Origin of the sequence: Thermaurantimonas sp., from assembly GCF_046299575.1 — a bacterium.
Taxonomy (GTDB): Bacteria; Bacteroidota; Bacteroidia; order Flavobacteriales; family Schleiferiaceae; genus Thermaurantimonas.
The window spans coordinates 221,416-235,297 of record NZ_JBKBHX010000003.1; the positions used below are offsets into that span (position 1 = coordinate 221,416).

Here is a 13,882-nt window from a genome sequence, read left to right on the forward strand (position 1 = left end):
AAGTGAAGGACCTCAAGAAAAATTTATACATCCGACTATACCTCACAGCACTGCTGCTGACGATGCCCTTTGGTGCCATACTCTACAAGCTTGCAGTACTACAGTGGGTAGAGGGTCCGGAATTAAAAGCCTCTATCGAAAAACAAATCATTCGCTATCATACCATTCCGCCGGTAAGGGGTAATATATATAGCTCCGACCAAAAACTGCTGGCCACTTCAATGCCACTCTTTGACATCTATTTCGACCCCCTGGCAGTAAGCAGAGAAATCTGGAGCAATGAGATCGACGCCCTCGCCGAAAAACTTTCGAAATACGGACGCTCTAAAAGGGAATGGCTTACATTGCTAAACAGCAGCCGAATAGCCAAACACCGATACGTAAAACTGCTTGACAACATTGCTTTTTCCGAAGTTCAGCAGATAAAAAACTTTCCTGTATTCAGATACGGTAAGTTTAAAGGTGGGCTTATCGTCGAGCAAGAGAGCTTTCGAAAGATGCCTATGAGTGGAGTAGCCGAGCGCACCATAGGCTACAGCAGCGCCGACCGCGGACAAACCGGATTAGAAGGTGCCTTCGACACATGGCTAAAAGGTAAAGAAGGAAAGCGCTGGATGCAAATGATGGCCAAAGGCCATTGGAAACCAATTAACAACGGATGGGATGAAGACCCTGAAAACGGCTACGACGTAGTATCGACCATCGATACCCGGATGCAAGACATCTTGCACCACGAGTTGCTTTCTACCCTTCAATACTATGAGGCCGATCATGGTACTGCCGTACTCATGGAGGTAAAAACAGGCAAGATCAAAGCCCTGGTAAACCTGGGACGCACCGAAAACGGCAACTATGGGGAAATTCTGAACTATGCCATTTGGGAAAGTACTGAGCCGGGGAGCACTTTTAAGCTGCTAACTACCCTCATCCTGCTCGAAGACAACAAAGCCGATACCTCCACTACCATCGACATTGCCAATGGATCATGGACCTTTTACGACAGAGTAGTGACTGAGTCAAACTTTAGCGAAAAGGGCGCTTCGGAAAATTTCGGCTCAATAACACTGGCGAGAGCTTTCGAGCAGTCGTCTAACGTAGCCTTTGCCCGATTGGTTTTTGAAAATTATCGTGATAATCCGGCCCAATTTGTGGATAAACTCTACAAAATTGGCCTGCATAAGCCTTTGAATTTTGAAATAAAAGGCGAAACACCTCCCAAAATACCACATCCCGACGACCGCGACCAGTGGAGTGGCATCACCCTGCCGTGGATGGCCTTTGGCTATCAGACCAGCTTTACACCACTTCAATTGCTCACTGTTTACAACGCTGTGGCCAACAATGGCGTAATGGTGAAACCGTATATCGTAGAAGAAATCCGCAAAAACAAGAAAACCATTCGCCAATTTGGGCCAACAGTTTTGAATCCATCTATTTGCAGCCAAAAGACACTAGACAAACTTAAAGTACTCTTAACTAATGTAGTAAAACAAGGTACTGCTAAGCACCTGTATAATCCTCAAATAAAGCTCGCCGGCAAAACAGGAACTGCAAAGCTCGACTATTGGAAGGACAAAGGAAGCCGAAAATACAGATCATCGTTTGCTGGCTTCTTTCCAGCCGACAATCCTCAGTACAGCATAATCGTGGTGGTGGATAAGCCCAACGCCGAAAAAGCCTATTACGGAAGCCGTGTGGCTGCACCAGTAGCAGCACGTGCTGCACTGGCCGTGATAAGCCTAAGCCCCACCAAACCATTTGAACTACTTAATACATCAACGAAAGCAGAAGCATCGTCGCATCAGAAAATACAGCCAAAGTATGAGCACATCGTAATGCAGTTGCGCAAAGGACAAATGCCCGATTTAACGGGAATTCCCATGTCGCTGGCCCTTTCGACGCTCGAAAACGAAGGTTACCGAGTGAGTGCCACAGGCGCTGGCCGCGTAGCATGGCAGTATCCCATGCCTCAGGCGGCTATTTCGAAGGCCATGATGGTCGAACTAAAAAGCTACAATCGATGAAAGTACTGAAAGATATTCTCTATAAAGTTGATCTAAAGGGAGTGCGCGGCAATCTGAACCTTTCGGTTTCAGAAGTGGCTTTCGACTCTCGTAAGGTAGTCGATAAGTCGCTCTTTGTAGCAGTTGTTGGTACAAATTCCGATGGCCACAACTACATTGAGCAAGCCATTAATTCCGGAGCTATAGCAGTAGTGTGTGAGCACGATAATAATCTGAGCGAAAAATATCCCGAAACATCTTTCATTTATGTCGAAAACAGCGCTCGGGCATTGGGCATAATTGCCTCCAATTTCTACGAAAACCCTTCTGAAAAGTTGAAAATTGTAGCTGTGACCGGTACAAATGGGAAGACTACAGTTACTACCCAGCTTTATGAGGTTTTTAAAAAAGTGGGCTACCGTACCGGACTGATTTCGACCGTACGTGTGATGATACACGATGTGGAATTGCCGGCCACTCACACTACTCCTGATGCACTATCGCTTCAGAGTCACCTAGCTGCTATGGTTGATGCCGGTGTCCAGTACTGCTTTATGGAGGCGAGCAGCCACGGTATACATCAGGAGCGCCTGGCAGGCACTGACATTACCGGAGCTGTTTTTACAAACATTACGCACGACCATCTGGACTATCATAAAACGTTTGCCAACTACATAGCTGCCAAGCAAAAGCTCTTTAATGAGCTGCCCTCAAAGGCCTTTGCCCTCTTCAATGCCGACGACAGAAACGGCCATGTAATGATTCAGAACACAAAGGCCAAAAAATATTCCTACGCACTCAAGCAAATAGCCGATTTTCACTGCAAGGTCATTGAAAACAACATTGGAGGCCTCACGCTGCGTATCGGAGGCGCCGACGTATATACCACACTCACCGGAGAATTTAATGCGTACAACCTGCTAGCCGTGTATGCGGTTGCGGTTTTGCTCGGCGTTGACGAAAGTCTGGCACTTATGGCCATAAGCTCCCTTAGGCCAGTCGAAGGCAGATTTGAGACCCTAACCGGTCCGACAGGTCAGATAGCCATCGTCGATTACGCACACACTCCTGATGCATTGCAAAATGTTTTGAAAACCCTGCATGAATCGCGAAAGCATGACCAGCAAATCATCACCGTATTCGGCTGTGGTGGCGACAGAGATAAGGCCAAGAGACCTGAAATGGGCAAGATCGCTGCCGAGTGGAGCGACCGGGTCATTATCACCTCCGATAATCCGCGCTCTGAAGATCCTGAGCAGATCATGGCAGAGATAGAAGCAGGCATTGAGCTACACCTAAGGCGAAAATGCCACAAAATCACCGACAGGCGTGAAGCTATCCGCATGGCCCTGAGCCTCGCCCGAAAGGGCGATGTAGTACTCGTAGCCGGAAAAGGGCATGAGAAATTTCAGGAAATCAAAGGAGTAAAACATCCATTTGACGACAAACAAGTAATCATAAACTACTTCAATCAAAAATAATCGAATGCTTTACCACCTATTTACATACCTCAACTCAGTGTACGACCTCCCCGGAGCGGGAATGTTTCAGTACATTACGTTTCGGGCATCGATGGCAATCATTTTCGCACTGTTTATCACCCTTGTATATGGAAAGCGCGTTATTGTCTTCTTGCGCAAAAAACAGGTAGGCGAAACCGTCCGGAATCTGGGTCTGGCAGGCGAAAACTTAAAAGCAGGCACTCCCACGATGGGCGGCATCATCATACTGGGAGGCATTCTGATACCCGTTCTCCTCTTTGCTCGCCTCGACAACATTTACGTGATACTTCTCCTCATCACCACTGTATGGATGGGATTGATCGGATTTATTGACGATTACATAAAAGTATTTAAAAAAGACAAAAAGGGCCTTAGAGGTAAATTTAAAGTGCTTGGGCAAGTAGGCCTTGGCCTTATCGTAGGTACCACGCTGTATTTTCATCCTGAAGTAACCATTAAAGAAAAAGAAACAGAAACGCGTATTCAGACCCTGACAGCTCAAATCGATCAAGGCAAAAAGCCCGTTTTTGGCGAAGCAAAAAAGAGCATAAAGTCGACAATTCCCTTTCTTAAAAACAATGAATTAGACTATTCTGAAGCCGTACGCTGGTTTGGGCTCGACGGCCAAAGATGGGGTTGGATTGTCTATATCCCCATCGTAATATTCATTATCACGGCCGTTTCAAACGGGGCTAATCTCACAGACGGACTCGACGGATTAGCTACAGGTACTTCAGCCATCAGCTCTGTCGCGCTGGGAATTTTTGCTTACGTATCGGGTTCCATCATTTTCGCTGATTATCTCAACATTATGTATATCCCCAACTCGGGTGAGATGGTGGTTTTTGTGGCTGCCCTTATAGGAGCATGCGTGGGCTTTCTGTGGTACAATACCTACCCGGCACAAGTTTTTATGGGAGATACAGGCTCACTCGCACTGGGAGGCATATTAGCTACTCTGGCCATAGCCGTGCGCAAAGAATTGCTAATCCCTATCGTATGTGGCATCTTCCTGGTCGAAAATCTCTCAGTCGTTCTGCAGGTTAGCTACTTCAAATACACTAAGAAGAAATACGGCGAGGGTCGAAGGATCTTTTTGATGTCGCCTCTGCACCACCACTACCAGAAGAAAGGATATCACGAAGCCAAAATCGTAACCCGGTTCTGGATCGTAGGCATCATTCTGGCCGTAGTGGCATTTGTAACGCTAAAAATCCGGTAATGAGAGACAAAGGATTTAAAAAAATTGCCATTATAGGAGCCGGCGAGAGCGGTACAGGAGCCGCCTTACTTGGCAAGCATCTGGGACTGGATGTGTATCTGAGCGACGCTGGTAAGGTAGCTGAAAAATACGCTTCTAAGCTTAGAAATGCTCTAATTGACTTTGAAGAAGGCAGTCATGATCTTGAAAGAATTCTCTCAGCAGATGTGGTAATTAAAAGCCCCGGTGTACCCGACAAGGCTCCGGTGGTTAAAAAAGCTCTTGAGGCAGGCAGAAAAGTGATTTCAGAAATTGAATTTGCCTCGTATTACACCGATAAACCCATCATAGCCATAACCGGAACCAACGGAAAGACGACAACAACCTCACTTACAGGACATATTTTTTTAAAAGGTGGAGTAAAAACCGGGATCGGCGGAAATATCGGAAAAAGCTTTGCCGAACTGGTAATCGACGATCACCAATACGAAGCTTATGTACTCGAGGTGAGCAGCTTTCAGCTCGATGGCTGCTACACATTTGCGCCCGATGTGGCAATTCTTACAAACATTACCCCCGACCACCTCGATAGGTACGAATACAAATTTGAAAACTACATCGCATCAAAATTTCGTATTGCACAAGCACAACGTGAAAACCAGGTTTTTGTGTATTGTGCCGACGATCCGGTAACAGTGGCCTACATGCCCAAATACCCCATTCGCGCACGCAAAGTCCCCTTCAGTGCTCAAATAGAACCCGAAGAGGGCGCCTTTCTGGTAAACGAAAACGAATTCATTGTAAAAATAAAGAATATGGAAACGATGGTAATTAAGGAGTTTAAACTCAAAGGCACACACAATGCCTACAACAGCATGGCAGCGGCCATTGCAGCGCGCATCCACGAAATTCGCCAAGAAAAAATCAAAGAAGCCTTCTCAGATTTCGAAGGCGTTGAGCATCGATTAGAGCATGCTGGTACAATAGGCGGAATTGACTTTATCAACGACTCAAAAGCAACCAATGTAAATTCAGTACTTTACGCTCTGGGCAGCATTAAACGACCCATTGTGTGGATAGCTGGTGGAGTAGACAAAGGCAATGACTACTCAACCTTGCATCAATTGGTAAAAGACCGCGTAAAGGCCATTGTGTGTTTAGGTAAAGACAATTCGAAACTGCTGGATGAATTTACCGGAATGGTAAATGTAATTGCCGACACACACAGCATGGAGCAGGCTGTGAAAACTGCTTACAGCCTTGCCTCAAAGGGCGACGTAGTATTGCTTTCGCCGGCCTGTGCCAGCTTCGACCTGTTTGAAAACTACGAAGATCGCGGCAATCAATTTAAATACTGGGTGCGCCAACTGTAATCGTATGATAAGCAGCCGACTCAAGCTCAAAGGGGATAAAGTCATTTGGATAGTGGTATTTCTGTTATCGCTTTTTTCCTTTCTGAGCATATACAGCGCGGGCAGTAACCTGCAGTGGACTTACGGCAGGATAAGTGCCTTCGCACTGCTGCTAAGGCATGCCATGCACGTACTGATGGGTTGGCTCATCATTTGGATGCTTCACAACATCCATTACCGCTACTTTGCACCAGTTTCGGTCATTTTGTTGGTGCCGGCAGTTATTTTATTACTTTACACGCTTTCTCAGGGCTATACAATTGGCAATGCGAATGCAAGTCGTTGGATACAGATACCAATGCTCGGTATCACCATACAGAGCAGCGTAATCGCCGGTTTAATACTTATGGTGTATTTAGCTCGTACCTTGTCGAAAAGAGAAAATCCGGCTGAATGGACCTTTAAAATGGTCGTTTGGCAAATACTGGCGCCGATTTTTCTGGTGTGTGGATTGATTTTTCCGGCAAATTTCTCAACAGCTGCTATCATTTTCGCTCAGGCTATACTTATTATGATCATCGCGCCTTTTCCTAACAAATACGTTTTCTACACCATAGGCGCAATAGTTGCCGGCTTGGCATTCTTCATCGCAGCAGTGGTCACTTTTCCCGATTTAATGCCCAACAGAGTTGATACCTGGAAAGCAAGAATTGAAAATTTTTTTGACGGCAATGCTGACAACAACTACCAGGTAGAACGCTCAAAGATGGCTATAGCCAATGGCGGACTATTAGGCACCGGGCCTGGTAAGAGCACGCAGAAGTACTTCTTACCTCAGTCTTCCAGCGATTTCATTTTCAGCATCATCACTGAAGAGTACGGATTTGTTGGTGCGGTGTCGGTACTGTTCTTGTATTTTCTGTTGCTTGTGAGATTTTTACTGGTAGCTACGCGGGCCAAATCTCTATTCGGCAGTTTATTGGTAGTGGCGGCAGGTTTTGGTATCATTATCCAAGCACTTATAAATATGGGTGTGGCAGTCAATCTATTGCCTGTCACTGGACAAACCCTTCCGCTGCTCAGTGCCGGCGGCAGCTCCATTTGGACCATTTGTGCAGCCATCGGAATCGTACAGTCGGTGAGCCGTTTCTCTTCTGAAGACCTCGATAAAGCTGATAAAATCAGCGATGATAACGCGGCTATTTCAAACCAAACAACGCAGATGCATGAGCAGGAAGCCAATGAAATTTATGCTTAGCGGAGGTGGTACTGGAGGCCATATTTTTCCTGCTCTTTCAATAGCCGACGAACTTAAAAAAAGGCTACCAGAAGCAAAATTTCTTTTTGTGGGAGCTTTAGGACGTATGGAAATGAGCCAAATCCCACGAGCCGGATATCAAATTGTTGGCTTGCCCATCACCGGTATTCAACGTTCTTTTTCGTTTAAAAACATATTGGTACCTTTTAAACTCCTTTATAGCATCGTAAAATCCATCGCTTTACTACGTCATTTCAAGCCTATCGCAGTGATTGGCACAGGCGGATTTGCCAGTGGTCCGCTTGTTTTGGCAGCAGGCTTGCTGAAAATTCCTGTCTTTCTCCAAGAGCAAAATTCCTTTCCCGGAATAGTAAACAGATGGGCGGTGCACTTTGCGCGTAAAATTTTTGTGGCATACGAAGGCATGGAAAAATACCTGCCAGCCCAAAAAATTTTAATCACCGGAAATCCCATCCGTGATGAAATCGTAAACTCCAACAAAAAAGACCCTGAAATAGCAACGAAATTTATGATCGACCCATCGAAGCCAACCGTACTTGTCGTTGGCGGAAGTTTGGGCGCCCGCTCCATAAATCAAGCCATTGATTCATTGGTTTACGAAATTCAGGATAAGGCAAATCTGGTTTGGATTTGTGGAAAAATCTATTTCGATACATACCGAAAAAAGTATCCGGAAAACATATGCGGATTTTATCTCGATGCCTTTACTGCTGATTTATACAAATTATATCCCTGGGCTGATGTGGTGATATCGCGCGCAGGGGCAGGTACGCTTTCAGAGCTATCAGCGGCCGGTAAGGCTTGCATTTTAATTCCCTCGCCCAATGTGGCAGAGAATCATCAATTCAAAAATGCCATGGCATTTGCCGAGAAAAAAGCAGCCATCGTTATCGAGGAAAAAAAACTCTCATCGCTACTAGATAACTTAATGATGCTTCTCACCTCTGCAGAAGCAAGAGCACAACTCGAACAGAACATTAAACTCCTATCTAAACCCGATGCCACCAAAAAAATAGCAGATGAAATACTTAAAGACTTAAAAGCATGAATCGACCCATCGATACATACAAATATTTCTTTTTTATTGGCATTGGAGGCATAGGTATGAGTGCTCTGGCCCGATTTTTCAACTTGAAAAAAGCCATTGTGTCAGGCTTCGATAGGGAGCGCTCGGAGCTTACTGCTAAACTCGAGGCTGAGGGTATAGTTATCACCTATTCCGATGCGATTAATACCTTACCAATGCTAAGAATAGGAACACCTGCCGATACACTTGTGGTGTACACACCTGCTGTGCCTGCAAGCAATCAACTGATGAAGTGGTTTCGGGAGCGAAACTTCACCCTAATGAAACGTGCTCAGGTGCTGGGTTTGATTACAAAGTCATCGCGCAGCATAGCAGTAGCTGGTACCCATGGCAAAACAACCACCACAGCGCTGGTCACGCACATTTTAAAGCACAACAACATCGATATCAGTGCATTCATTGGCGGCATCAGCGCTAATTACAATACTAACTTCCTCTATGGAAGCAGCGATACAGTGGTAATAGAAGCAGATGAATTTGACAGATCTTTTCTTCGTCTTGAACCTTCACTGGCAGTGATTACCTCTACCGATCCCGACCACCTCGACATCTACAAAGACCAGGAGGGCGTTCGGGAGGCTTTTTTAGAATTTGCCAGCATATCCAAAAAATTTGGAAAACTTCTCACGAAGATCAATCTACCAGTATCGGGCGATTTTACGTATGGTTTAAATAAAAACGCGCATTACCACGCTGATGACATACAGATTCAAAACGGCCAATTTCACTACACCCTTTCATTTCCTGACAGAGAGAGGGTCACCACCAGCTGCCAAGTGCCCGGCATTCACAACGTAGAAAACTCAGTGGCAGCCGCTGGGCTCTGCCATTTGTACGGACTTACGCCAAATCAAATCTCCGAAGGCATTAAGACCTTTAAAGGAGTAAAAAGGCGCTTTGAAATCATTCTACAACTGCCTGACCTCACTTTTATAGACGATTACGCGCATCATCCGGCAGAGCTAGAGGCTTTGTTAAAATCAGCAAGGCTCTTGTATCCCGACCGCAGGATTACCATTATCTTCCAGCCGCATTTATATAGCCGCACACGCGATTTTCATCAGGAGTTTGCACAAAGCCTTAGCCTGGCTGATCGAGTAGTGTTGCTCGACATATATCCGGCGCGTGAAGAAAAAATCGAAGGCGTAACCGAAAAACTCATCTATTCACACCTTACCTGCACTGAAAAACACATCGTTTTTCTAGGCGATTTATTGGACTTTATAAAAAAAATTGAACTGCAAAAAGATGTGATCATTACAGCAGGGGCTGGTAATATAAGTGATGCTGTTGAAGGCATTAAAAACATCCTATATGAAAAGAAAAATTAATTTTTTTCGACTACTTATTTTGATCAGTCTCACGATAGGATATTTAGTGATTTCGGGTTTTGCAAAGCGCAAACTCAAAGGCTCAACTATTGATCATATCGCCATTGACATCGAACGCTATCACGATAAATACCTTATCAGTAAAGATGAAATATTAAAATTGAGCTTAATCGAAGTACAAAAAAGTAAATCATTGGATCGAAAAAGTATCAACATAAAATTGTTAGAAGAAATATTAGATAAACAAAAATCCATTGAAAAATCAGAAATATTTTTCACTCTAAACGGTGAATTGCACATACAGGTGAAACCGAGAAATCCATTGTTGCGCGTACTAAACTCAAATAATAACTATTATATTGATAATCATTGTGTTGCATTTCCCCTTTCGCCCTATTACTCAGCTCAGGTACCAGTAATCGACGGTGCCATTAATGAAGAAATACTTGAGAAAATTGTTTCCTTACTTCAGAAAGCAGAGGGTGACGACTTTTTCAATCATTTCTTCAGCGGATTTTTTGTATCAGAGCGTCATGAAATAACAGCATTTAGCACAATATATGACGAAGTTATTTTCTTCGGAAAAAGTGAACAACTCGAAGAAAAACTACTTCGATTGAAAGCATTTTATCGTTACATATATCCAACTTTGGAAAACAAAAAAATAAAAACCATTAATTTAACCTTTGGCAAACAAGTAATTTGCGCGTATGAGCAGTGATAAAATCGCCGTAGGGCTCGACATAGGTACAACAAAAATCGTGGCCGTAATCGGTCGAAAAAATGAACATGGAAAAATAGAAATCCTCGGGATGGGTCGCGCCAAATCAATGGGCGTAAGTCGAGGTGTTGTAACGAATATTACTCAAACCATCGACGCCATAAGGCAAGCTGTATCAGAGGCTGAGGCACGCTCGGGGCTTAAAATATCTCATGTAGTAGCAGGTGTAGCAGGCCAACACATCCGCTCTCAGCAGCACAGAGACTACATCGTACGCGAAAATCCTGAAGAAGTAATCGAAGAGGAGGATATCGAAAAACTGATATCCAACGTGCAAAAGATGAATATGCTACCCGGCGACGAAATCATTCACATCATACCTCAAGAGTACAAAATCGACGGTAAAATCGAAACAACCGAACCTCGCGGTATGTATGGCTCTAGGCTCGAGGCGAGCTTCCACATTGTGATTGGTGATATGGCTTCCATTAAAAACATTGGTCGCTGTATAATAGAGTCAGGATTAAAACTCTCACAAATTACCCTCGAACCCATAGCATCGGCTGAAGCTGTGCTTACAGAAGAAGAAAAAGAAGCCGGAGTGGTACTCGTAGATATCGGAGGCGGTACCACAGATGTAGCCATTTTCAAAAACGGCATAATTCGCCACACAGCCGTCATACCGTTCGGCGGAAACATCATCACCGAAGACATAAAAGAAGGTTGCTCAATTATCGAAAAACAAGCCGAATTGCTAAAAATCAAATTTGGATCTGCTTGGCCTGGTGAAAACAAAGAAAACGAAATCGTATCAATACCCGGTCTGCGAGGCAGAGATCCAAAAGAAATATCTCTGAAAACTCTCTCTAAAATCATTCATGCTCGCGTCTCGGAAATTATCGAACAAGTTCATATCGAAATAAAAAACTACGGATACAACGAACCCCGAAAGCGTCTCATAGCGGGCATCGTACTAACCGGAGGTGGTGCCCAGCTAAAGCATTTAAAGCAGCTAGTGGCTTATATCACAGGCATGGATACACGCATCGGATATCCCAACGAGCATCTTGCTCAAGCAGAGTACAGCGAACTGGGATCACCCGCTTATGCCACAGCCATTGGCTTGGTAATGAAGGGTCTTGAATCTCAAGAACTCGAAGAACGGAGGAAACAAAAAGCAAAAGCTGAAAATTCAGCTGAAACAGAGAATACCATAAACCCATCAGAAAAAAATCAAACTGAACCCAACCCTGAGGAAACCACTGCCTCTAATGATTCAAACACCTCCTTTGACTTGCCAAAAAAGCGACCAAGCATCTTTGAACGTTGGACAAAAAAAATAATAGAATTTCTAAACAACGACGTGAATACATAAAATCATAAAAAATATGGAAACGAACGAAATTCTCAACTTTGACCTGCCCAAGAACAAGTCATCCATCATAAAAGTAATCGGCGTTGGTGGTGGTGGTGGCAATGCAGTTAATTATATGTATTCTCTTGGTATCAAAGGGGTAGATTATGCCATCTGTAATACCGATCGCCAACATCTCGAAAACAGCCCTGTACCAATAAAATTGCAACTCGGCGCAAACATCACCGAAGGCCTTGGTGCCGGAGCAAATCCCAGCGTCGGAAGAGCAGCTGCCGAAGAAAGCCGTGCTGAAATCGAAAAGCTACTTGCTCAAGACACAAAAATGGTCTTTATAACAGCTGGTATGGGGGGAGGCACAGGTACCGGAGCAGCTCCGGTAATAGCCGAAATAGCAAGATCACTCGGGATACTAACCGTGGGCATCGTAACCACGCCTTTTGGATTTGAGGGGAGATTACGGCTTCAACAGGCCGAGGCTGGCATAGCTGAAATGAAGAAACATACCGATTCTCTCATTATAATCAATAATAATAAACTAAGAGAAATATTCGGAAACCTCCACTGGAAAGATGGCTTTGCCAAAGCAGACGAAGTGGTGGCAACAGCTGCGCGCTCGATTGCCGAAGTCATCACTAGAAACTTTAACATCAACATCGACCTGCGCGATGTAAAGACCGTACTCTCTAATAGCGGTACAGCGATCATGGGCAGCGGCCGCGCCAGTGGTACCGACCGAGCATCAAAAGCTGTAAAGCTCGCCCTCGACTCCCCCCTGCTCAACGACAACCACATTCACGGGGCTACTAATGTTTTATTGCTGATCAACGGATCAAGCGATGTGACCATTGATGAGATCGGTGAAATCAACGATTACATTCAGGATCAAGCCGGTGGAAATGCAAACATCATCATGGGCCTGGGCGAAGATGAATCCTTAGGGCAAGAAATTTCAGTTACCGTAATAGCCACAGGATTTAATCGCGATAACACACGCCTTATTGTTGAAGAACCAGAAAAAAAAGTACACTTCTTAACTACTGATGAGGTTCAAAATCCTACTCCAAAACCAGCGGAAAAAACACCTCTGCCAACCAAATCATTAGAAAATATCCCAAAAGTAGTTCAACCATCGCTGCTTGACATTGAAGAAACTTTTGATAAAAATTCTGAGATTAAAAAACAAGATATTGTATCAGACGCTAATGAACACATTAAACCCCATGATTCAACAGTAAAAGAAATAAAAATATCTGAAAATTCAGATGAAGAAATTCACTTTACATTAGAAGACGAAAGCGAAGAAATTCAAATCACTTATATTAAAGATGCTGAAGAATCAGCACAAGTGGTTGTGTTTGACTTCGAAAAACCAATAGATGAAGTGTTTTCTTCAAACAACCCGGAAATCGCAACACAAACCCAGGTTGAAGAAAAAATAACCACCAATGATAAAAGTGGTATTAAAGTATTTGAACTAGTGGATGAAGAGGAAAAACAGCTGCAGAAAGTGGCTTCACAGTATGAAAGTGAAGATGAAAGTTTGGAATTTGAAGTAAAAGTGAAAAGTGAAGTTTCATTAACTCCTAAAAAGCCTTTTAGAAAGGAAGTAACTGAGGAACATGAAGATTACTTCGATAAACCAATTGAATACGCCCTGAACAATTTGAGCAAGTCTCGCAGAGAAAATTTAAAAAAATATAACTTCAACTTCAGAAACAAAAAACACCAGATAGACGAATTGCACGCAGAGCCAGCATATAAGCGCAGGGGGATTGATATTGAAAATGAATTGTATTCAAAAAAATCAAATGAGAGCAGATTTACCATTTCTGGAAAAGGAAATAACACAGAATTGCGAACAAATAACTCTTTTCTACACGATAATGTAGATTAATCAATTTTTTCTTATCGGATATGTAAAGGCTCGTTAGGCAATAGTCTAATGAGCCTCATTTTTTATAGATTTTTATTATTTGTTTTTATTATTAATTTATATCGTCGATAAAACAAAACTTAAATCACACTGTCCAC

General features: G+C 43.8%; 10 protein-coding genes. All 10 read left to right on the top strand.

Annotated features, from left to right (window positions below; all coding sequences use genetic code 11):
• Positions 1-2 precede the first annotated feature (2 nt).
• From ACK4EX_RS06005 to ftsZ, 10 genes are read left to right on the top strand one after another with little or no spacing between them, the layout of a single operon-like run.
• Complete coding sequence (locus tag ACK4EX_RS06005; RefSeq protein WP_409770763.1) at positions 3-2,024, top strand: penicillin-binding transpeptidase domain-containing protein; 2,022 nt, start codon at positions 3-5, stop codon at positions 2,022-2,024.
• Positions 2,021-3,484, top strand: a complete 1,464-nt coding sequence (locus ACK4EX_RS06010) for a UDP-N-acetylmuramoyl-L-alanyl-D-glutamate--2,6-diaminopimelate ligase (RefSeq protein WP_409770765.1) — start codon at positions 2,021-2,023, stop codon at positions 3,482-3,484. Before ACK4EX_RS06005 ends, ACK4EX_RS06010 begins: the two co-directional genes overlap by 4 nt.
• Before the next feature lie 4 nt (positions 3,485-3,488).
• Complete coding sequence (gene mraY, locus ACK4EX_RS06015) at positions 3,489-4,727, top strand: phospho-N-acetylmuramoyl-pentapeptide-transferase (RefSeq protein WP_409770766.1); 1,239 nt, start codon at positions 3,489-3,491, stop codon at positions 4,725-4,727.
• A complete protein-coding gene (gene murD / locus ACK4EX_RS06020; protein ID WP_409770768.1) occupies positions 4,727-6,079 on the top strand; it encodes a UDP-N-acetylmuramoyl-L-alanine--D-glutamate ligase in 1,353 nt (450 codons plus the stop codon). The genes mraY and murD overlap by 1 nt, the downstream gene beginning before the upstream one ends.
• Positions 6,080-6,083: 4 nt before the next feature.
• A complete protein-coding gene (locus ACK4EX_RS06025) occupies positions 6,084-7,316 on the top strand; it encodes an FtsW/RodA/SpoVE family cell cycle protein (RefSeq protein WP_409770770.1) in 1,233 nt (410 codons plus the stop codon).
• Positions 7,285-8,385: an undecaprenyldiphospho-muramoylpentapeptide beta-N-acetylglucosaminyltransferase gene (gene murG / locus ACK4EX_RS06030; RefSeq protein WP_409770772.1), complete on the top strand. Its 1,101-nt coding sequence runs from the start codon at positions 7,285-7,287 to the stop codon at positions 8,383-8,385. The genes ACK4EX_RS06025 and murG overlap by 32 nt, the downstream gene beginning before the upstream one ends.
• Entirely contained in the window at positions 8,382-9,755 is a 1,374-nt protein-coding gene (gene murC / locus ACK4EX_RS06035) for a UDP-N-acetylmuramate--L-alanine ligase (RefSeq protein WP_409770775.1), read from the top strand. The genes murG and murC overlap by 4 nt, the downstream gene beginning before the upstream one ends.
• Positions 9,739-10,476, top strand: a complete 738-nt coding sequence (locus tag ACK4EX_RS06040) for a cell division protein FtsQ/DivIB (RefSeq protein ID WP_409770777.1) — start codon at positions 9,739-9,741, stop codon at positions 10,474-10,476. Before murC ends, ACK4EX_RS06040 begins: the two co-directional genes overlap by 17 nt.
• Positions 10,466-11,851, top strand: a complete 1,386-nt coding sequence (ftsA, locus tag ACK4EX_RS06045) for a cell division protein FtsA (RefSeq protein ID WP_409770780.1) — start codon at positions 10,466-10,468, stop codon at positions 11,849-11,851. Before ACK4EX_RS06040 ends, ftsA begins: the two co-directional genes overlap by 11 nt.
• Before the next feature lie 13 nt (positions 11,852-11,864).
• Positions 11,865-13,745, top strand: coding sequence for a cell division protein FtsZ (gene ftsZ / locus ACK4EX_RS06050; RefSeq protein ID WP_409770782.1), 1,881 nt, complete (start codon positions 11,865-11,867; stop codon positions 13,743-13,745).
• Positions 13,746-13,882 lie beyond the last annotated feature (137 nt).